The following is a 19,559-nucleotide window of genomic DNA, read 5'->3' as shown; positions in this document are numbered from 1 at the left end:
TCCTGGCTCCTGAATCAAGTCGAACGGAATCTGATGACACCCAGGAAGGATAGGCTCGGCAGGACCAGGCTAAAACAGCCAATAGGCGGATAAATCCCCAGTCCAATCGATCAGGCAACCTGCTGCAGGATGTCTCGCAAGCGGTCAAGGGCGATATCGATGTCGAGCAATTCGATGGCGCCAAAGCCCAGTATCAGGCCAGGACGCACCGGTGCCTCATTGAAGAAGCCGTCGAGGCTGTAGAGCCCGACCTCGGCTTTTTTCGCCAAATCGATCACCAACGGCAGGTCCATCGGCGCCTTGCACAGCACCGCCATATGGAAGCCCGCCGTGGTGGGTACGGCTTCGAACCAGGGCGACAGGTCATCGCCCATGCGCGACAGGATCCGTTCGCGCCGACCGGCATACAGGGCGTGGCACCGGCGGATGTGCTTGAGCAGGCAGCCCTCGGCGATGAATTTGGCCAGGGCCCATTGGGGCAGGGTGGAGGTGTGTTGGTCAGTAAGGCGCTTGGCGAGGATCACCGCCTCGAGAATCGCGGGTGGCAGGACGGTATAGCCGAGCCGCAGCTCCGGCAGCAAGGTCTTGGAAAATGTCCCGACGTACGCGACGATCCCGCGCTCGTCCATGCTCTGCAACGAGTCGGTGGGGCGGCCCTCGTAGCGGAATTCACTGTCATAGTCGTCTTCGATGATGATCGCCCCGAGTTCATAAGCCCGAGCCAGCAGGGCCTCGCGCCGGGGCTGGCTCATGGGCATGCCCAGCGGGAACTGGTGGGACGGTGTCACGTAGATCAGCCGCGTACCGTCGGGAATCAAGTCGACGCGCATGCCTTGCTCGTCCACCGGCACCCCAGCCACCGTCGCGCCATGGGAACCGAACAACAGGCGCGCCGGCGGATAGCCCGGGTCCTCCATGGCGACCAGGCTGCCGGGGCGAGTCAGTACCCGGGAAATCAGGTCGAGGGCCTGTTGCGCGCCGTTGCAAACCAGCACGTCCTCGTCCTGGCAATTAACCCCCCGGGAAAACGCGATGTGCCGGGCGATGGCGTTGCGCAGCGCCGGCAAGCCTTCGGGCTGGCTGTAGAAACCCTTGGCATTGGCGATCTGGCGCAGGGCATGGGCGGTGCAGCGACGCCAGTCGTCCAGGGGAAACTGCCCCTTGCCGGTGGCGCCACCGATGAAGTCATAGCGCAGCGCGCTTTCGGGCAGCGGATGGCGCAGCAAGTCCGGCATGTTGCGCCAGGTCTCGACCACGTCCGCCCCGGCAAGCTCACGGTGACTCTGTTTGCGCACAACGCTGGCCGGGCGCGCGTTGACATAGGTGCCCTTGCCGATGATGCCGGTGAGCAGATTCTCGTAGGTCAGTTGCGCGTAGGTGTCGGAAACGGTCTTGCGCGAAACGCCCAGTTGCTCGGCCAGCAGCCGGCTGGGCGGCAGTTGCGTGCCGGCGGCAAGACGACCGCTTTCGATGGCGCTGCGCAATTGTCGATACAACTGACCCGTCAGGTCCTTGCGGCCGTTGATGACGACATGAAGTTCCATACCCGCGGGCTCCTGGGTGATCGATTGCGGCAAGGGGCGAGACGCAAGATTACCCGCAATGCGCCGGACCGGAGAAGTTGCGTGGACGTTTATCGACGCATTGGACCTGTCGCGGACGGCCTCGGCGTCCTACCGTGGATCGATCAACCACTAAGGAACCCACCATGAGCCCGCGTCTTGATTACTACAGTGCATCCCCCGGGGCGATGAGGGCAATGATTGGCCTGGAAGCGCTGACCAGCCGCCTGAGCATCGAGCCGGCGTTGCTGCGGTTGATCAGGATTCGCGCTTCGCAACTCAACGGCTGCGCCTTCTGCACCGACATGCACTCGGTGGATGCACGGCGCCAAGGCGAGACGGAGCGGCGCCTCTATGCGGTAGCGGTGTGGCGCGACAGTGGCTTTTTCAGCGATCGCGAGCGGGCTGCCCTGGCATGGACTGAAGCGGTCACGCTGTTGGCTGAAAGCCGGGTGCCGGATGACGTCTTTGCGTTGGCCCGTGGCAGTTTTAGCGAAGAGGAACTGGTGGACCTGACTATGGTGATCAGCACTATCAATAGCTGGAATCGGTTGGCGGTCAGTTTTCGGCAGAGTCCGGGGGGGTAGGCGGGGCTTACGAGGCTGCCTGTCAACGCTAGAGGCTAGAGCCATCGCGGCGTAGTAAAGAACGAAGCCATCTGCGACCGAGCCAACGCCGCGCCGAAATAAGGACCTTGCACATGATCACACGCCACACTGCGCAACTGATTGAACTGCCGGGCAGTCTCGATGCCCTCGGCGGTGACAATCAGCCCGACGCTGCGACTCAACCGAATCATCGCCAGCACACCTTCTTCATCCTGCTCCAGACCCAACTGCGCAAGAATATTGCGATCAAAGCGAATGCCGTCGAACGGCTGGTCGAGGACCTCCCGCAGAGATGCGATATTGGTGCCGAACTTATCGATATTGATCCGCACACCCAGGGCCTTGAGGGCATGCAAGGTATTGGCGAGCGTCTTGTGATCCGTCAGCAATACCCCTTCGGCCACTTCAAGCGTCAGGCGCTGGGCTGACAGCCCGCTGGTCTCCAGCGCCTTGTGCACCTGGTTGAACAGGAAACTGCTGCTGAACCACCGAGGCGAAACAGCCAGGGAAACGTTGAGCTCGTTGGGCCAGGCCGTCGCTTCTTCGCAGGCGTTGATCAACATCCAGGTGCCCAGTTCCTCCAGTTGGCCAGACGCTTCGGCAACCGGGATGAAGTCGCTTCCAGCCAGTTCGCCGCGCTCCGGATGGTGCCAGAACGCCTGGGCTTCGAATCCATGCAACTGCTCGGCACTGACGTCGAATCGGGGCAGGTAACGCAGTTCAAGCTGGCCCTGTTGCATCGCATCGCGTAGTTGCTGTTCGTAGCGGCGTTTGTCGCGGGCGATATTGCCCATGGCCTCTTCATAGATGCGCCAGGTATTGCGCCCGGCGGCCTTGGCCGCATACAGGGCGATGTCGGCCTGGCGCAACAGTTCTTCGGCTCGCGGGTCGAGGGGTTGCGACCAGGCCACGCCGATGCTTACGCCCAGGTACAGCGTATTGCCGTCCAGGTGCATGGGGCGTTGCATGCAGTCGATCAAGCGTTCGCAGAGCTGATCGAGGTCGCTGGCGCTGCCGGGGTTGGGCATGACGATGACGAATTCGTCGCCCCCCAGTCGTGCCACCAGGTCGGTGTCGCGCACGTTTTGCTGGAGGATGTGGGCCACTTCCTTGAGGACCTTGTCGCCTACGGCATGGCCCAGGGAGTCGTTGACCGGTTTGAACCGGTCCATGTCCAGGTTCAATAGCGCCAATGGCGTGCTTTGCGCCTGGTCCAGGTGCTCGCTCAGGCAATCGAACAGGCGGTTGCGGTTGGCCAGCCCGGTGAGTGGGTCGTGCAAGGAAAGATGCTTGATCTGCGCCAGCGCCCGCAACTCGTCGGTGATGTCGGTGGCGGTGCCGCGAAAGCCTTGGCTGCCGGCGTCGATGGCTCGCACCGAGAGCTTGCAGGTGCGGACGCGTTGGTTGCGCGCGGTGTATTCGCACAGCAACGGGGCAGACGAAGCGCTGTTGGCCCCGCCGAGCAGCCAATGGGCGATGGAGATCGATCCGTTGTGGGGGTGCAGCAACCGGTGCAACGGTTTGCCGACCCATTCCGTGGGGCTGAAGCCCGTCACCTGTTCGAAGCGTTCCGACAGGTAGGTCAAGGTTCCGGTCGCGTCGACCTCCCACAACCAGTCGGACGACACTTCGGCGATGTCGCGAAAGCGTTCCTCGCTGCGTTCCAACGCCTTGCGATGGGCCAGGAGGCTGGCGTACTGGCGTTCCTGGGCGCGGAGCATGATCAAGGCATGACGCAACACCGCCATGGCCATGATCGCAAGAAACAACAATGCCAGCGCCAATAGCGGCAGCAGCACCTTGCGCAGGTCCTTGCCGGGCGTTGCGGGACGCCAGGCCAGGGCTTCGCGGGTCAGGTCGTCGAGCAGCAATTGCGCGGTGTCTTTCGGGCCTGGCGTATGGGCGATATGTGCATTGGGCAGGGCAAAGTCCCGTGACAGGCTCTGCAACGCAGCGCTGTCGAGAACTTTGACGAACAAAAGCAGGCTGGGCGGGCCAGGAATTTCTTCAACGCTGTTGTCGGTACCGGTGGTGATCGCGGAGACGGCGACAAAGGCGGGCGCGTCTTCATGATGGAGCATTTCGACGATCACCTCATCGCGATTCTCCGCGGCGCTGGCCTTCCTGGCGAGCGCCCGCAGGTCGCCGGTCAGCCAGGTGTCGGCCGCCACTTCGCTCATCTGGCCATCGATGACCGAATAAACCGTCTTGCCGGTCGGCGAGATGACGAAAACTGCTTGGTAGCCATACAGCGAAAACACGCTGCTGCCGACGTTTTCCTGGTCATAGGCCCAGTCTTTGTCGACCATTACGTGCAGGTGACGGTAGGCATCGCTCCATTTGGAATAGTCGCTCAAGTCACGACCGATGCCTGTACGAATACCGTCGATGGCTCGCTGGGCAAAGAACAGGCTCTGGTCGCGTGCCTGTTCGTCCTGGGTCCGGGTGATGTTGAGCAGCACCGCGATTGCCAGTGAAGACATGACAAAGAGCAACAGCATGATGGCCGGAAAGGTGCGGCGGGTAAAACTTCGGGTAGGCCGCTCGCCGGAAAGCACCGTGGAGCCGTTGCCAGCATGTTCAATCATAAAAACAAAGCCATCAGCTGAACGCGAGATACCCCGCACTAGGGTTGTATCGGCTGACCGCCTGATTAACTTAATAAAAGTAGGCGATTGTTGACCGGTTGCTCCATTTTCGCCGTGCGATCGCTTTCAACTGCTGGTTTTGCCGCGCAGCGCCCATTCCCGGGCGAAGTCCCGTTGTTGGAAATAATTGACAGTGGCCGCCACCATCAGCGTCAAGCAAGCAGCCAGTGCCGCCAGGGCCATGTCTTTTTGTGAATCCCACGGGTCCTGTTGCGCACCGACAAACGCCTTGGCCGTGTCGCCGCCCATGTACGCACCGCCAATCCATTCGATCAGCTCGTAGATCGCCGATGAGGACAGGATCAGGTTCCACGCCAGGAAGTAACCCGTGAAACCCCGGGCCGGGATGACCCGCAGCAGCGCCTCGCGCACCGGATAGGCCAGCAGCAATCCATAGCTGAAGTGCACCAGGCGATCGAACTGGTTGCGCTGGAAACCCAGGAGTTCGTCGAGCGGCTCGCCACCGGTCAGGGCTTGCCACCACTGGTTATAGGGGACTTTCGCATAGGTGTAGTGGGCGCCTACCTCGTGAATACAGAGAAACACGAATACCAGCGTGGCGGACAGGCGCGAAAAGCTGAACCGCCGGTGGACCGCCACCAGAGCCACCAGCAGGGCAACGACCAGCAGGTTTTCAGCCAGCCAGTCGCTGCGTTTGACCGGGGCGATGGCCAGCCATGTCCATAGGACGACGAAGCTTCCCAGCAGGACCAGCTCATAACGGCTCGCTCGGGTCTGCATGTTTATTCTTTGTCCTTGCGATGCCCCGGCAGTAACGCACCGAGCACCTGTTTGGCCGTCTCGACCACGATGCCGCGTTCGTTCGGGTCGCCCTGGAGCAGGGTGGATGCGAATTTCTTCGCCTGCTCCAGCTTGATATGCGGCGGCAGCGGTGGAACGTCGGGGTCGGTGCGGAACTCGATCAGCACCGGGCGTTCGGCGACGAATGCCTGTTCCCAGGCGCTGGCGACGTCGCTTTCCTGATCCACGAGGATGCCCTTGAGGCCGATGGACTCGGCGAACAGATGGTAGGGCACGTCGGGTATGTTCTGGGACGCCTCGAATTTCGGGTCGCCTTCCATGACCCGTTGCTCCCAGGTCACCTGGTTCAGGTCCTGGTTGTTGAACACCGCGCAGATCCAGGTGATGTTGGTCCAGGTGCGCCAGTATTTGGCGACAGTGATCAACTCGGCCATGTTATTCATCTGCATCGCGCCGTCGCCCACCAGCGCGATGACCGGTCGGTCCGGGTGGCAGAACTTGGCGGCGATGGCGTAGGGCACGGCCGCGCCCATGGAGGCGAGGCCGCCGGAGAGTGAACACATCATGCCGCGACGGATCTGGACGTCCCGTGCGTACCAGTTGGCGCAGGAGCCGGAGTCGCAGGTGATGATGGCGCGGTCCGGCAGTCGTGGCGACAGTTCGAAGGTGACGCGCTGCGGGTTGATCGGCTTGGCCGATACCAGGGCGCGTTTTTCCAGGGTCTTGTCCCAGTCCGCGCGCCAATGTTCGATCTTTTCGCGCCAGGCCCGATCGGTTTTTTCTTCGATCAACGGCAACAACGCCCGCAGGGTGTCGGCGCTGTCGCCTTGCAGGTTGACTTCCATGGGATAGCGCAGGCTGAGCATGTCTGGCTGAAGGTCGATCTGCACGCCACGCGCCTGGCCTTCGCCGGGCAGGAATTCGGCATAGGGGAAGCCGGATCCGATCATCAGCAAGGTGTCGCAACCGGCCATGAGATTGTCGCTGGGCTCGGTGCCCAGCAGCCCGATTGAGCCGGTCACCCATGGCAACTCGTCGGGCACCGCTGCTTTGCCGAGCAGGGCCTTGGCGACGCCGGCGCCGAGTTTGTCGGCGATGGCAATTACTTCGTCCGTGGCGTGCAGGGCTCCGGCGCCGACCAGGATAGCGACTTTCTTGCCGGCATTGAGCACGTCGGCGGCCCGGCGCAGATCTTCCTCGTAGGGCACGACCTTGGGTTTGCGGTAGCCGACACCTGAATGCAGCGTGCCATGCTTGTGGGGCGGTGGCGTGTATTCCAGGTCCTGCAGGTCGTTGGGCAGGATCAACGCAGTCACTCGACGTTCACCCACCGCCGTGCGTACCGCGCGGTCGAGCAGGTGGCGGACCTGGGCCGGGGCACTGGCTTGCTGGACGAACGCGCCGGCAACATCCTTGAACAGGCTGACAAGGTCAAGTTCTTGCTGATAATGCCCACCCAACGCGTTGCGCGCCTGCTGGCCGCTGATCGCCAGCACCGGCATGTGGTCCATGCGTGCGTCATACAGACCGGTAATCAGGTGCGACGCCCCAGGGCCAGACGTTGCGATACAGACCCCCAGCTCGCCGGTGAACTTGGCATGGGCGCAGGCCATGAACGCGGCCATTTCTTCATGCCGGGCCTGGATAAAGCGAATTTTTCCCTTGGCCCGGTTCAAGGCCCCGAACACGCCATTGATGCCATCGCCCGGATAGCCGTAGATGCGACGAACGCCCCATTCGTAAAGGCGTTCAACCAGAAAATCGCCGACGGTCATGCTCATGTCTGTTCCTCGTCCTGATGGGCTGTCTTGAGGGGGCCGCGACCGCTGTGGCAGCGGTACGCAGCGCCATGGCTCATACAGGACTGGACCGACGCAAGCCCTTCAAGGTTTCGATTTTTTTGTCCAGGGCAATGACTTGAGCAGCGCATCCACGCTCAACTTGCCGGCTCCCTGCAACAGCAACGGCAGCAGCGCAATCAGGTAGATCAACGGCAGCTTGAAGTTCCCGTAGCCCTTGTTGGTGATCGCGTACCCCTGGGCCAGCTCACTCAGGCTCGACCAGTCGGCGGGCCAATGCACGGCGGCAGTGGCAACCACGGTAACGACCATCAATACCAGCGCCGACGCCCGTGTGCCCAAGCCGATCAACAGGGCGAGGGCGCAGATCAGCTCCGCCCACATCGACAATTCCCAGTTCCAACTGGCCGGCACATGGTTGAACGGGAAGGGGAAGGCCGACTGGATCTCGGCGAACCAGTTCTGGCCGTTCCATTTCTCCAGGCCGGATTCGAAGAACTCCCAAGCGAGGAACAGGCGCAGCCCCAGCGGTGCGAGCCACGATCCGGCGTGATTGAGGTTGACGTGCAGGCCGTTCAACGCTTTCGAGACAGTTGCGTACATGATCGTTCTCCTTCGCTCAGGCCGCACGTGCCAAGGATTGGCGCTTGTTGGCCTGGGCCAGCTTGCCCACCAGGCGGATCGCCGTGGCGGCGCAGATCAGGCCGAACGGCAGCACGTACCAGTCACTCATGGGAATGCGTTTGAAGTTGGAGTAGGCAAAGATCGCCGCCACTACCCACATGCCGGTCGTGTGCAGGCGCTTCCAGGCGGTGGTGCCAATCAGTCGCGTAGTGCTTTTGAATGAGGTCAGGGCCAGCAGCAGGATGAACACGTAGCCTACGGTGCCGGGCACATTGCCAAGCGTGGTCCGGCCAGGCCAGAACTCGGTGTTGAGCTGGCCGTACCAGTAGATCAACAAGGCGTGGACCAGATGGGAAAAGGCAAAGGCCAGCCCGATGAAGCGCCGTTCGCGCACCAGGGATTTGCTCAGGGGCGAGGGCACCAGCACGGCAAACGCCGAGGCCGTGAAGGCCAGCAGGAAGAGGACGAAGGATGAGCGAGCGGTGGCGCGAATGGCACTGCGCACGCCTTCGGTCAGGTCCGGGTTGATGATCAGGATAAGCGCGGTCATCAGCAGCACCAGGGCGGCAATCAGGTTGAACAGCGACCAACCCTGGTAGCGGAAAGCAGGCGGCGTTGCGGTGGCGGTAGGCATGGGAAAGCTCCTTGGAAATCGGGGCCCGGCGCCGTGGTGGCCGGGGACATGAGGAGTCTTTCAAATGGGTGTAAGCGGGGTGTGTCCGGAAGGGGGGCGGTGTGCAAGTTTGTGTATGCGCTGTGCTGGTTGACACACTGATATACAAACCTGACCGCTCCCACGGGGTCTTTATCAACTTCACGCCTGGGGATCGCACCCCAATCGCAACTCGGCGCACAAGCCACCGCCTTCGCGATTGCTCAAGGTCAGCGCGCCGCCCATGGCGTTCGCCAGTTGCTGGGCGATCGCCAGGCCCAGGCCCGTGCCGCCGGTTTCCCGGTTGCGCGAGCTTTCTACCCGGTAGAACGGCTTGAGCACTTCGGCCAGCTCCTGCTCGCTGATACCGGGCCCTCGGTCCAACACCTGGATCGCCAATTGTCCGTTGGCGGCAGGCTGGACCTGGATCTGCGCCGAGCCGCCGAACTTCAATGCGTTGTCCACCAGGTTGACCAGCACCCGACGCAACGCGTGCGGGCGTGTATCGATGATCGCGGCGTTCTTGCCGGACAGTTGCACGTCTTGCCCGGTGTCCTGGTAGTCGAACACCAGGCTGTCGAGAAACGCATCCAGGCTGATCCGGCAACTGGCTTCGGTGGCGCCATGGATGCTGCGGGCGTAGGCCACGCCTTCGCGCACCAGATGCTCCATTTCGCCCAGGTCGCTGTAAAGCTTGTCCTTTTCGATGCCATCGTCCATGAATTCGGCCCGTAGCTTCATGCGGGTGATAGGGGTCTGCAAATCATGGGAGATCGCGGCCAAGAGGTGCATCCGCTCCTTTAGATAGACAGCGATGCGGTCCTGCATGGCGTTGAAGGCCTTGGCCGCGTGGACAACCTCGGTCGGGCCTTTTTCGTCCAGGCGTACACCGTGGGCGTTGGGATCCAGGGTCTCCACCGCCTGCGCCAGCCGGGTGAGGGGGCTGACGGCGATCCGCACGGCCAGCCAGGTACAGCCGATCAGCAGCGCCAGTTGCCCCAGCAAGACCATCGGCAACCAAGGCGAAAGCGGCGCCATGGCCGGGCGCACATCGATGGTCAGCGGGTTGCCGTCCTTGAGGCGCAGGTGCGCCTGGTAGTGCATTTTCGGGCCCGGGATCTGGTTGTAGGTCAGCGTGTAGGTTTCGCCGAGGGCTTGCTGGATCGAGCTGACCGATATCGGCGCGTTGTTGGGAAGCATCGGCGTGCCTGGCTGGCCTTCGTCGAGCACGTAGCCGTAGTTGCGTCGCGCAAGCTTGGGCAGCCACGCGGGGCGCTCCGCGGCCGGCAGGCGATCAAGTATCGCCACCGACGTCGAGACGTCGGTCTCCAGATTGCCAAGCATGGTGTTTTTCGCACTCTCGTAGCGTTCGTAGTACTGGACGCCGAATGACAAGCCTTGGGCCAGGATCAGGCCGATGAGGAAGATCAGCGACAACCGCGAGGCGAGGGTGCGCGGCCAACGCAGCGGCAGTCTCATACCGGAGCCTCGAGAATCTCCACCGGCAGCGAAAACACATAGCCTTCGCTGCGAACGGTCTTGATGTACGCGGGTTCGCGGGCGTCGTCCAACAGGCGTTGGCGCAGGCGACTGACCAGCAAGTCGATGGAACGGTCGAACAGGTCGGCGTCACGGCCCTGGGTCAGGTTCAGCAGCTGGTCGCGGTTGAGCACCCGCTGCGGATGGTCGAGGAACACCCGTAGGAGGCGGTATTCGGCGCCGCTCAAGGCCACCATGGTGCCGTCGCTGTCCAGCAGGTGCCGAGCCGTGGTGTCCAGCCTCCAGCGGCCGAATGCCAGGAGGCGCCCGCTCTCGGTGACCACCAGGTTGGGTGGCAGCATGCGCGTGCGCCGCAACACCGCGTTGATCCGCGCCAGCAGCTCCCGGGCGGCGAAAGGCTTGACCAGGTAATCGTCGGCGCCCATTTCCAGGCCGATGATGCGGTCGGTCTCGTCGTTGCGAGCGGTGAGCATCAAGACCGGCGTGGCCTTGTGCTTGCCGGCGCGCAGTTCCCGGCACAACACCAGGCCATCGTCGCCGGGCATCATGATGTCCAGCACGATCAGGTCGACCGGCGTGGTTTCCAGAAAAGCGCGCATTTGCCGGCCATCCGCGACCACCGTGGTGCGCAGGCCGTTCTTTTTCAGGTAGTTGCCTACCAGTTCCCTGATCTCGCGATCGTCATCCACGATCAACACATGATCGACATGATCCATGGTGTTCTGCCCCTTGGCGTTTTGATGTGGGTCAGTCTACAGCCACCAGCCGGCCTGGCTCGCGACGGTTTGTATTGCAGTGTATCTGGCGCTCGGCGGATACACGGCGATGCAAAAAGCCCCCCGGCTCGATACAGGCGCGACACCTGGGTGGCATTCAATGGCTTCCATCGAGGCAACCCAACCGGCCTCAGCGATAAACAACCATTGAATCGAGGAGCGCACCATGAACACCAAAGCCATCTACGCCGCCTGCCTGTTCGCCGCACTGAACATCTGCACCCTGTCGGCCCGGGCCGAAAGCAACGTCCAGGCGCAAACCTATACCTATGGCACTCACCTGGATGTGCGCAAGGTGCTGTCGCTGAGTGAGGACCCACAGCCGGCCTGCGGCGTGGTGAATGCGCACATGACCTACCTGGATTCGGCGGGTCATGAGCAGGCGCTGGACTACCGCAAGCTTTCCGATAACTGCACCAACCAGAGTTGAAAGCACCACGCCAGCCATGCATGCGCGGTTGTGGCGAGGGAATGAATTCCCTCGCCACAAAGGTGCCCGCACTTTTTCGTGCTTCATTCCATTTTGAGGTGTTGCCATGCTTCTGATCGCATTTCTCGGCGGGATCCTGACGATCCTCAGCCCTTGTATTCTTCCCGTGGTGCCGTTCCTGTTCGCCCGGGCCAATCAATCGCGCAGCTCGGTGTTATTGACGCTGGGAGGCATGGTGCTGACCTTTGCCCTGGTGTCGAGCCTGGCGGTTGCCAGCAGCGAGTGGGTCATACGGGCCAGCAGCGTCGGTCGGCAAGTCGCCCTGGTGGTGATGGTGCTGTTCGCCTTGTCGTTGATGTTCAGCCGGGTCGGTACCTGGCTCGCCCGGCCCCTGGTCAGCCTGGGCAATCGTCTTGATGCCGGTGCCGGGCGGATGGGCGGGCCTGTCGCGTCGGTGCTGATCGGCATTGCCACCGGGCTGCTCTGGGCACCGTGCGCCGGGCCGATCCTCGGCGTCATCCTGACCGGGGCGATGCTGCAGGGTGCCAGTGCGCAGACCAGCCTGTTGTTGCTCGCCTACGGCCTGGGCAGTGCCTTGTCGCTGGGGACGTTGATCCTTGCCGGTCGGGGCTTGATCGGTCGGCTGAAACCCTCGCTGCCGATCACGGCCTGGCTGCGTCGGGCCACCGGTACGCTGGTCTTGCTGGCGGCTGTGGCAATCGGCACTGGGGCGGATGACCGGTTATTGGCGGCGACGTCATCGCAACAGTCGGCCAGCCTGGAGAAAAGCCTGCTGGAGAATGTGCCCAAGGCCATCGACTACGTGGTGAGCAAGGCGGGCGCGAGCACCATGCCGACGCTCGATGCCCAAGGTGCAATGCCTGCGCTGGACGGCGCAGTGCAATGGCTCAACTCGCCGCCGCTGAGCAGCGAATCGTTGCGGGGCAAGGTGGTACTGGTGGATTTCTGGACCTACGACTGCATCAACTGCCAGCGCACGCTGCCGTATGTGAACGATTGGGCGAAGAAATACGAGAAGGACGGGCTGGTGGTCATTGGCGTGCACACCCCGGAGTACGGTTACGAGAAGATCATCAATAACGTGCGCGAGCAGGTGCGCAAGCTCGACATCCACTACCCGGTGGCCATCGACAACCAGTATGCAATCTGGCGCGCCTTCAACAACCAATACTGGCCGGCCCATTACTTCATCGATGCCAAGGGACAGGTACGCTACAGCCACTTTGGCGAAGGGCGCTATGGCGAGCAGGAGCAGGTGATCCAGCAATTGCTGCAGGAGGCGAAGGCCGGTAAGTAATCTGGTGGCGAGGGGATAATCCCCTCGCCACAAAAAATTGCCTGATCGTGCTGGCCCCTTGCTCATTAAGTTGAAGTCAAACTTCTTTCATTTCAGAAAGTTGGACGACAAACCTATGCGTGTTTCTATCTGGATCGCGGCGGCCATGCTCATGGCCGCCGTTTCGCTTGAAGCCCAGGCCCGGGCCCTGACGGCAAACCAGCAGTCGGTGTGTCGCTGGGGTTCGGACATCGCAGCGGGCGCCCAGGCGTCGAAGCTGTCCGGGGTCAGCCTGTATGGCGCACGCAAGAAGCTGCAGGTGCGCAAGTTTCCTCGCCCCTGGATGCGCATGACTGCCCTGGGCATCACCGAACAGACCTACAACAGCGCCTCGCGGCTCAAGCCCGCCGCCGTCAAGCAGACCTACTACGAACAATGCGTGCGGCATGAGCTGGCGCGACGATAAGCGCTCACCCGGGGCGCCTGCCGGGCATTTCGATCCCATGCTGATGCACCCGGCGGTACAGCGTGGCCCGGGAAATACCCAGCGCCCGGGCCGTGGGGGTGGGTTTCCAGCGATGCCGCACCAAGGCATCCAGCAGCGCCTGGCGTTCCGGACTGGCGCTGGGTTCGTCGGCGTTCGCGGTGGTTTGTTCGCCGTGCAGTGATTCCGGTAAATGGTCGAGCTGGATTACGCTCGCTTCGCAGACTGCGCAGGCATAGCGCAGCACATGCCTCAGTTGCCGGACGTTGCCCGGCCAGTGATACCCCAGCAGGCATTCCAGCGCCGCGCCGCTCAGTTGCACCGGCCCCCCGCACAGCGCCACCTCTTCCTCCAGGATGCGATTGATCAACGCCAACCGGTCGGTACGCTCACGCAGCGGCGGCAGCTGGAAGCGCGCACCGCCAAGGCGGAAATACAAATCCTCGCGAAACTCGCCGGCCGCCACCAGGGCTTCCAGGTCGCGGTGGGTGGCGCAAATCACCTGGATGTCCACGGCCTTGCGCCGTGAGGCCCCCAACGGCGCCACTTCGCCTTCTGCCAGCACCCGCAACAAGCGCGTTTGCAAGGCCAGCGGCATGTCACCGATTTCATCGAGGAACAGCGTGCCACCGTCGGCCTGCTGCAACAGGCCTTGCATGCCCTTGGCCGAGGCGCCGGTAAAGGCGCCGGCGACATAGCCGAACAATTCGCTCTCGATCAGGCTTTCGGGGATGGCCGCGCAGTTCAAGGCCACGAAAGGTCGGTCGCGGCGCTGGCTGGCCTGGTGCAGCTGGCGGGCGAAGACTTCCTTGCCGGAACCGGTCTCGCCCTGGATCAGCACCGGCAGGTTACGGTCCTTGACGCGCACCGCCAGGTTCAGGCTGTCAGCCAGGCGTGGGTCGAGTTCGGTCGGCGTCATTGCGGCGCGCTGGCGCGATGTGGCGCGGCGGCGTGGCGCGCTCAAGCGGCCATGCAAGTCCATTTCCAGGGGGTAGAGGCTTTCGTCCCGGGCGCGGTGCAGCAATTGTGGGTCGAAGACCTGGCTGATGTGGCGAGGCAGCTGGCCATAGCGTTGCATCAGGTACTGGCGCGCCGCCGGGTTCAGGGCTTGCAGGCAGCCGTCGTCATCCCAGGCAAAGAGGAAATCCGGCTGGCTGTCGACGTAGCCGGCGTTGCGATGGGCCCGCAGTACCCAATAGCCCTGGGCACTGCTCATGAAAAATGCCTGTTCGATTTCCCGGGCGCTCTGAACCACCATTTGCCGGATCAGGTGCTGGGAGCGTCGGTCATCCGGCGAGCGCACCGCCGAGACGTCCAGCACGCCGAGCAATTCGCCTTGGGGGTCGAATACCGGCGCGGCGGAGCAAGTCAGGCCGATGAATGCCGCGCGGAAGTGGTCGCGCTTGTGCACCGTCACCGCCGTCTTGGCCGTGAGCACCGCCGCCACGCCGCAGGTGCCTTCTTCACCTTCCGACCAACATGTGCCCAGGTACAGCCCGGCCTTGCGGCAGTCGTTGCGAAGAGTGGTTTCCACCCGATAGTCGATGGTCTGGCCTTGGGCATCGGTCAACAGCACGCAATAGTCGGCATCGCGCACCCGGCCATGCAGGCGTGCCACTTCGTCGCTGGCGATATTGAGGAACAGTTCCGAGCGCTCGCGACATTGCTTGAGCACGTCGTTGGACAGGATTCGCGGCCCCTGCAGCGAGCCGGGGTCCAGGTGATGTTGCTCCATGGAGCGGCGCCAGGAGTCGAGGATCAGGTCCGGCACGGGCAATTGCGGCAGTTGGGTGGCGTTCTTCAGCACGCGGCTGACGCAATCCACATGCGCCCTGGAGTGAGCGGAAAGCATAGGGGCCTCCGGTTCAGCTTCTTGTCGTTGTCGGCACATTAAGCGCTGATCGCCGGGCTCAGACAAGCCCGACGGAGCGCGGGGGCCGACGTGAGACGCCACGTCTCAGCGTCTCGCGGCTTGGTCGTGCAGGCTGGCATGTGGCGTCTCACCGGACTTGGCGGCGACGTTTGCCACGGGACGCCGCGAGCCCTCTATCTCGGGCATTCTCGCCAGGTATCGAGCAATTGGCACCGGCCTTGCTCTAGGCCTTGGACCCACACCCGCTGGGCTTCCAATAATAAAAAGAGGTGCCTATGACTTGCACGCCAAGCCAGCTGATCGTTTCCGCCACGGTGGCGCCATGAGCCGCCAACCGCTCACTGTCGGCATCATCGCCAACCCCGCATCGGGCCGTGACGTGCGGCGCCTGACCGCCAATGCCGGGCTGTTTTCCAGTACCGACAAGGTTTCGGTGATCCAGCGCCTGCTGGCCGCGTTCGGCGCCACCGGCATCGAGCACGTGCTGATGCCCACCGACATGATCGGCATGGCCGCCGCCGTGCTGAAGAACAGCCACAGTCGCCAGGCCCGCAGCAGCCACTGGCCGGCCCTGGAATTCCTCGACCTGACCCTGCGCCAGACCGTCGAAGACACCCGCCGCGCCGCACGCCTGATGGCCGAGCGCGGGGTGGCGTTGATCGCCGTGCTGGGCGGCGACGGGACCCACAAAGCCGTGGCGGCCGAGGTTGGCGACATTCCTCTGCTGACCCTTTCCACCGGCACCAACAATGCTTTCCCCGAACTGCGCGAGGCCACCAGCGCCGGGCTGGCCGGCGGGCTGTACGCCAGCGGCAGGATCCCGGACGAAATCGGTTTGCGCCGCAACAAGCGTTTGCTGGTATGCGATGCCGCTCGCGGCTTGCGTGAAGTCGCCCTGGTGGACGTTGCCGTGTCGCCGCTGCGCTTCGTCGGCGCCCGGGCCATCAGCCGGGCACAGGATCTGGCCGAAGTGTTCGTGACCTTCGCCGAGCCGCAGTCCATCGGCTTGTCGGCGCTGTGCGGTTTGTGGTTTCCGGTGTCCCGCCAGGCGCCGGGCGGTGCCTGGATGCGCCTGGACCCGCAATCGCCCGAAGCGCTGCTGGTGCCGCTCGCGCCGGGCTTGTTGCAAGGCTGTGGGGTACTGGCCGCTGGCCCGCTGGCACCCGGCGTCGCCCATGGCTTGTCGCTTTCGGCCGGCACGTTGGCCCTGGATGGCGAGCGGGAAATCGAATTCAACGTGCAGGACCGGCCCACGGTCACCCTCGATGCCGGCGGCCCGCTGAGCATCGACGTCAACGCGGTGCTCACCTACGCCGCGCAACAACGCTTGTTGGCCATCGGCCGCGAGCACCCGCAACACCCCTTGAACCTTCAAGAAGACACCCCTGGAGAATAAAAATGTCGACATCGCTCACCCATGATCAATTGCTGCACGCCTATCAGGTCATGCGCACCATCCGCGCCTTCGAAGAGCGCCTGCACGTGGAGTTCGCCACTGGCGAGATCCCTGGTTTCGTCCACTTGTATGCCGGCGAAGAGGCCTCGGCCGCCGGCGTCATGGCCCACCTGGGCGATGACGACTGCATCGCCTCCAACCACCGTGGCCACGGCCATTGCATCGCCAAGGGCGTGGACGTCTACGGGATGATGGCCGAGATCTATGGCAAGAAAACCGGCGTCTGCCAAGGCAAGGGCGGCTCGATGCACATCGCCGATTTCGAGAAAGGCATGCTCGGCGCCAACGGCATCGTCGGCGCCGGTGCGCCATTGGTAGTCGGCGCGGCCCTCGCGGCGCGGCTCAAGGGCACCGACAGCGTCGCCGTGGTGTTTTTCGGCGACGGCGGCTCCAACGAAGGCGCTGTGTTCGAAGCCATGAACATGGCCTCGGTGTGGAACCTGCCGTGCCTGTTCATCGCGGAAAACAATGGCTACGCCGAAGCCACCGCGTCGAACTGGTCGGTCGCCTGCGACCACATCGCCGACCGCGCCGCCGGCTTCGGCATGCCCGGCGTGACCGTCGATGGCTTTGACTTCTTTGCCGTCCATGAAGCCGCCGGAGCTGCTGTGGAACGCGCCCGTGCCGGGGAGGGGCCGTCGTTGATCGAGGTCAAGCTGACCCGCTACTACGGCCACTTCGAGGGCGACGCCCAGACCTATCGCGCACCCGACGAGGTCAAGCATTTCCGCGATAACCAGGACTGCCTGATGCAGTTCCGCGACCGTACCACCCGGGCTGGGCTGCTCACCGTCGAGCAGTTGGACCAGATCGACAAGGAAGTCGAGATGCTGATTGAAAACGCCGTGTACAAGGCCAAGTCCGATCCCAAGCCTTGCGCGGCGGACCTGTTGACCGACGTCTACGTCAGCTATCCCTGAACGCCCTCCTAAAAACAACAAGAGAGAATCCCATCATGGCGAGAAAAATCAGCTATCAGCAGGCAATCAACGAAGCCTTGGCCCAGGAAATGCGCCGCGACTCCAGCGTGTTCATCATGGGTGAGGACGTGGCCGGTGGTGCCGGCGCACCCGGTGAGAACGATGCCTGGGGCGGCGTGCTCGGCGTCACCAAGGGGCTTTACGACCAGTTTCCCGGACGCGTGCTGGACACGCCGCTGTCGGAAATCGGTTATGTCGGCGCGGCGGTCGGCGCTGCCACCTGCGGCGTGCGCCCGGTGTGCGAACTGATGTTCGTCGACTTCGCCGGCTGCTGCCTGGACCAGATCCTCAACCAGGCGGCGAAATTCCGCTACATGTTCGGCGGCAAGGCCTCCACACCCCTGGTCATCCGCACCATGGTCGGGGCCGGCCTGCGTGCCGCGGCGCAACATTCACAGATGCTCACGTCTTTGTGGACGCATATTCCGGGGCTGAAAGTGGTGTGCCCATCATCGCCCTACGACGCCAAGGGCCTGCTGATCCAGGCCATTCGCGACAACGATCCGGTGATCTTCTGCGAGCACAAGTTGCTCTACAGCATGCAGGGCGAGGTGCCGGAAGAGCTCTACACCGTGCCGTTCGGCGAGGCCAACTTCCTGCGCGACGGCAAGGACGTGACCCTGGTGTCCTACGGGCGGCTGGTCAACACCGCCATGGACGCGGCGCGCAACCTGGCCGGCCGCGGCATCGACTGCGAAGTGATCGACCTGCGCACCACCAGCCCGCTGGACGAGGACAGCATCCTTGAAAGCGTCGAGAAGACCGGGCGCCTGGTGGTGATCGACGAGGCCAACCCGCGCTGCTCCATGGCGACCGACATCTCGGCGCTGGTGGCGCAAAAGGCCTTCGGCGCGCTCAAGGCTCCGATTGAAATGGTCACCGCGCCGCACACGCCGGTGCCGTTCTCCGATTCCCTGGAAGACTTGTACATCCCTGACGCGGCGAAGATCGAACAAGCCGTGCTCAACGTGATCGAGTGGAGCAAGCGCTGATGAGCCAGATTTTTACCCTGACCATGCCCAAGTGGGGCCTGTCGATGACCGAGGGCCGGGTCGATGCCTGGCTCAAGGAGGAGGGGCAGGCCATCACCAAGGGTGAGGAAGTGATGGACGTGGAGACGGACAAGATCTCCAGCAGCGTCGAAGCACCGTTTTCCGGAGTCCTGCGCCGCCAGGTTGCCCGGCAGGACGAAACCCTCGCGGTCGGCGCCTTGCTCGGCATCGTCGTCGAAGGCGAGGCCAGCGACGCCGAGATCGATGCGGTCATCGAGCAGTTCCAATCCAACTTCGTCCCCGGCGACGCGGCTGATGAGGACAGTGGTCCGAAACCGCAGAAAGTCGAGTTGGACGGCCGGGTGATCCGCTATTTCGAACGCGGCGAGGGCGGTACGCCGCTGGTGCTGGTGCACGGTTTTGGCGGCGACTTGAACAACTGGCTTTTCAACCATGAAGCATTGGCAGCGGGGCGTCGAGTGATTGCCCTGGACCTGCCGGGCCATGGCGAGTCGGCAAAAACCCTGGAACGCGGCGACCTCGATGAGCTGAGCGGTGTGGTACTGGCGTTGCTCGATCACCTGGATATCAACACGGCCCATCTCGTCGGGCATTCCATGGGAGGGGCCGTCTCACTCAATACCGCGCGCCTGATGCCGCAACGCTTGCGCTCGCTGACCTTGATCGGCAGCGCCGGCCTGGGCGCGGAGATCAACGGCGGTTACCTGCAAGGCTTCGTCGACGCGGCCAATCGCAACGCCCTCAAGCCACAGCTCGTACAGCTGTTCTCGAATGCCGAGCTGGTCAACCGGCAGATGCTCGACGACATGCTCAAGTACAAGCGCCTGGAAGGCGCGGACATCGCATTGCGCCAACTGGCCGGGAATTTGTTCAAGGACGGCCGCCAGCAGGCGGACCTGCGCGACGTCGTGCAGGCCGGCCACGTCCCGACCCTGGTGATCTGGGGCAGCGACGACGCGATCATCCCGGCGTCTCACGCCGAAGGGTTATCGGCGCGGGTCGAAGTCCTGCCGGGCCAGGGGCACATGGTGCAGATGGAAGCAGCGGAACAGGTCAATCGATTGATTCTCGACTTCATCGGACAGCACTGACCAA

General features: G+C 63.2%; 17 protein-coding genes. 8 read left to right on the top strand and 9 right to left on the bottom strand.

The window, feature by feature from the left end; genetic code table 11:
* Positions 1 to 110: 110 nt before the first annotated feature.
* Complete coding sequence (pdxR, locus tag JZ00_RS05790) at positions 111 to 1,544, bottom strand: MocR-like pyridoxine biosynthesis transcription factor PdxR (protein WP_039588750.1); 1,434 nt, start codon at positions 1,542 to 1,544, stop codon at positions 111 to 113.
* A gap of 164 nt (positions 1,545 to 1,708) precedes the next feature.
* On the opposite strand from pdxR, the gene JZ00_RS05785 reads away from it, so the two are divergent.
* On the top strand, positions 1,709 to 2,149 hold the full coding sequence (locus tag JZ00_RS05785; protein ID WP_039588749.1) for a carboxymuconolactone decarboxylase family protein: 441 nt from the start codon (positions 1,709 to 1,711) through the stop codon (positions 2,147 to 2,149).
* 35 nt (positions 2,150 to 2,184) lie between these two features.
* Here JZ00_RS05785 and JZ00_RS05780 read toward each other — a convergent pair whose 3' ends face one another.
* From JZ00_RS05780 to JZ00_RS05750, 7 genes are all read right to left on the bottom strand, one after another.
* The gene (locus JZ00_RS05780) at positions 2,185 to 4,758 is read right to left on the bottom strand and encodes a bifunctional diguanylate cyclase/phosphodiesterase (protein WP_039588748.1); all 2,574 of its coding nucleotides are present in this window, start codon (positions 4,756 to 4,758) and stop codon (positions 2,185 to 2,187) included.
* A gap of 126 nt (positions 4,759 to 4,884) precedes the next feature.
* A complete protein-coding gene (locus JZ00_RS05775; protein ID WP_039588747.1) occupies positions 4,885 to 5,559 on the bottom strand; it encodes a DUF2238 domain-containing protein in 675 nt (224 codons plus the stop codon).
* 2 nt (positions 5,560 to 5,561) lie between these two features.
* Entirely contained in the window at positions 5,562 to 7,361 is a 1,800-nt protein-coding gene (locus JZ00_RS05770) for a thiamine pyrophosphate-requiring protein (RefSeq protein WP_039588746.1), read from the bottom strand.
* 102 nt (positions 7,362 to 7,463) lie between these two features.
* Entirely contained in the window at positions 7,464 to 7,982 is a 519-nt protein-coding gene (locus JZ00_RS05765; protein ID WP_039588745.1) for an HvfX family Cu-binding RiPP maturation protein, read from the bottom strand.
* 16 nt (positions 7,983 to 7,998) lie between these two features.
* Positions 7,999 to 8,637: a ferric reductase-like transmembrane domain-containing protein gene (locus tag JZ00_RS05760; protein WP_039588744.1), complete on the bottom strand. Its 639-nt coding sequence runs from the start codon at positions 8,635 to 8,637 to the stop codon at positions 7,999 to 8,001.
* Between the two features lie 180 nt (positions 8,638 to 8,817).
* Positions 8,818 to 10,134, bottom strand: coding sequence for an ATP-binding protein (locus JZ00_RS05755; protein ID WP_039588743.1), 1,317 nt, complete (start codon positions 10,132 to 10,134; stop codon positions 8,818 to 8,820).
* On the bottom strand, positions 10,131 to 10,871 hold the full coding sequence (locus tag JZ00_RS05750) for a response regulator (protein WP_039588742.1): 741 nt from the start codon (positions 10,869 to 10,871) through the stop codon (positions 10,131 to 10,133). Before JZ00_RS05750 ends, JZ00_RS05755 begins: the two co-directional genes overlap by 4 nt.
* A 226-nt stretch (positions 10,872 to 11,097) precedes the next feature.
* Between JZ00_RS05750 and JZ00_RS05745 the strand changes: the two genes are divergently transcribed.
* From JZ00_RS05745 to JZ00_RS05735, 3 genes are all read left to right on the top strand, one after another.
* A complete protein-coding gene (locus JZ00_RS05745; protein ID WP_039588741.1) occupies positions 11,098 to 11,361 on the top strand; it encodes a DUF2790 domain-containing protein in 264 nt (87 codons plus the stop codon).
* A gap of 106 nt (positions 11,362 to 11,467) precedes the next feature.
* Positions 11,468 to 12,679: a cytochrome c biogenesis protein DipZ gene (locus tag JZ00_RS05740; RefSeq protein WP_039588740.1), complete on the top strand. Its 1,212-nt coding sequence runs from the start codon at positions 11,468 to 11,470 to the stop codon at positions 12,677 to 12,679.
* A gap of 151 nt (positions 12,680 to 12,830) precedes the next feature.
* Positions 12,831 to 13,124 carry a hypothetical protein gene (locus JZ00_RS05735; RefSeq protein WP_411829974.1) on the top strand — a complete coding sequence of 98 codons (294 nt, stop codon included), beginning with the start codon at positions 12,831 to 12,833 and terminating at the stop codon, positions 13,122 to 13,124.
* A gap of 4 nt (positions 13,125 to 13,128) precedes the next feature.
* On the opposite strand, the gene JZ00_RS05730 is transcribed toward JZ00_RS05735, so the two are convergent.
* Complete coding sequence (locus tag JZ00_RS05730; protein ID WP_039588738.1) at positions 13,129 to 14,994, bottom strand: sigma-54-dependent Fis family transcriptional regulator; 1,866 nt, start codon at positions 14,992 to 14,994, stop codon at positions 13,129 to 13,131.
* Between the two features lie 343 nt (positions 14,995 to 15,337).
* On the opposite strand from JZ00_RS05730, the gene JZ00_RS05725 reads away from it, so the two are divergent.
* The 4 genes from JZ00_RS05725 to JZ00_RS05710 are packed head-to-tail and all read left to right on the top strand — an operon-like array spanning position 15,338 to position 19,555.
* A complete protein-coding gene (locus tag JZ00_RS05725; RefSeq protein ID WP_039588820.1) occupies positions 15,338 to 16,411 on the top strand; it encodes an ATP-NAD kinase family protein in 1,074 nt (357 codons plus the stop codon).
* 2 nt (positions 16,412 to 16,413) lie between these two features.
* The gene (locus JZ00_RS05720) at positions 16,414 to 17,391 is read left to right on the top strand and encodes a thiamine pyrophosphate-dependent dehydrogenase E1 component subunit alpha (RefSeq protein ID WP_039588737.1); all 978 of its coding nucleotides are present in this window, start codon (positions 16,414 to 16,416) and stop codon (positions 17,389 to 17,391) included.
* A 35-nt stretch (positions 17,392 to 17,426) separates the two neighbouring features.
* Positions 17,427 to 18,443: an alpha-ketoacid dehydrogenase subunit beta gene (locus JZ00_RS05715; protein ID WP_039588736.1), complete on the top strand. Its 1,017-nt coding sequence runs from the start codon at positions 17,427 to 17,429 to the stop codon at positions 18,441 to 18,443.
* Complete coding sequence (locus JZ00_RS05710) at positions 18,443 to 19,555, top strand: acetoin dehydrogenase dihydrolipoyllysine-residue acetyltransferase subunit (protein WP_039588735.1); 1,113 nt, start codon at positions 18,443 to 18,445, stop codon at positions 19,553 to 19,555. Before JZ00_RS05715 ends, JZ00_RS05710 begins: the two co-directional genes overlap by 1 nt.
* Positions 19,556 to 19,559 lie beyond the last annotated feature (4 nt).

Origin of the sequence: Pseudomonas frederiksbergensis (assembly GCF_000802155.2) — a bacterium.
GTDB classification, from domain to species: domain Bacteria; phylum Pseudomonadota; class Gammaproteobacteria; order Pseudomonadales; family Pseudomonadaceae; genus Aquipseudomonas; species Aquipseudomonas frederiksbergensis_A.
The sequence above is the reverse complement of the archived record's forward strand: the minus strand, read 5'-3'. Positions and strand labels throughout refer to the sequence as shown.

Bases quoted from the DNA above. Each gene is read 5' to 3' on its own strand.
- pdxR (WP_039588750.1), bottom strand. From the start codon at position 1,544: ATGGAACTTCATGTCGTCATCAACGGCCGCAAGGACCTGACGGGTCAG.
- JZ00_RS05785 (WP_039588749.1), top strand. From the start codon at position 1,709: ATGAGCCCGCGTCTTGATTACTACAGTGCATCCCCCGGGGCGATGAGG.
- JZ00_RS05780 (WP_039588748.1), bottom strand. From the start codon at position 4,758: ATGATTGAACATGCTGGCAACGGCTCCACGGTGCTTTCCGGCGAGCGG.
- JZ00_RS05775 (WP_039588747.1), bottom strand. From the start codon at position 5,559: ATGCAGACCCGAGCGAGCCGTTATGAGCTGGTCCTGCTGGGAAGCTTC.
- JZ00_RS05770 (WP_039588746.1), bottom strand. From the start codon at position 7,361: ATGAGCATGACCGTCGGCGATTTTCTGGTTGAACGCCTTTACGAATGG.
- JZ00_RS05765 (WP_039588745.1), bottom strand. From the start codon at position 7,982: ATGTACGCAACTGTCTCGAAAGCGTTGAACGGCCTGCACGTCAACCTC.
- JZ00_RS05760 (WP_039588744.1), bottom strand. From the start codon at position 8,637: ATGCCTACCGCCACCGCAACGCCGCCTGCTTTCCGCTACCAGGGTTGG.
- JZ00_RS05755 (WP_039588743.1), bottom strand. From the start codon at position 10,134: ATGAGACTGCCGCTGCGTTGGCCGCGCACCCTCGCCTCGCGGTTGTCG.
- JZ00_RS05750 (WP_039588742.1), bottom strand. From the start codon at position 10,871: ATGGATCATGTCGATCATGTGTTGATCGTGGATGACGATCGCGAGATC.
- JZ00_RS05745 (WP_039588741.1), top strand. From the start codon at position 11,098: ATGAACACCAAAGCCATCTACGCCGCCTGCCTGTTCGCCGCACTGAAC.
- JZ00_RS05740 (WP_039588740.1), top strand. From the start codon at position 11,468: ATGCTTCTGATCGCATTTCTCGGCGGGATCCTGACGATCCTCAGCCCT.
- JZ00_RS05735 (WP_411829974.1), top strand. From the start codon at position 12,831: ATGGCCGCCGTTTCGCTTGAAGCCCAGGCCCGGGCCCTGACGGCAAAC.
- JZ00_RS05730 (WP_039588738.1), bottom strand. From the start codon at position 14,994: ATGCTTTCCGCTCACTCCAGGGCGCATGTGGATTGCGTCAGCCGCGTG.
- JZ00_RS05725 (WP_039588820.1), top strand. From the start codon at position 15,338: ATGAGCCGCCAACCGCTCACTGTCGGCATCATCGCCAACCCCGCATCG.
- JZ00_RS05720 (WP_039588737.1), top strand. From the start codon at position 16,414: ATGTCGACATCGCTCACCCATGATCAATTGCTGCACGCCTATCAGGTC.
- JZ00_RS05715 (WP_039588736.1), top strand. From the start codon at position 17,427: ATGGCGAGAAAAATCAGCTATCAGCAGGCAATCAACGAAGCCTTGGCC.
- JZ00_RS05710 (WP_039588735.1), top strand. From the start codon at position 18,443: ATGAGCCAGATTTTTACCCTGACCATGCCCAAGTGGGGCCTGTCGATG.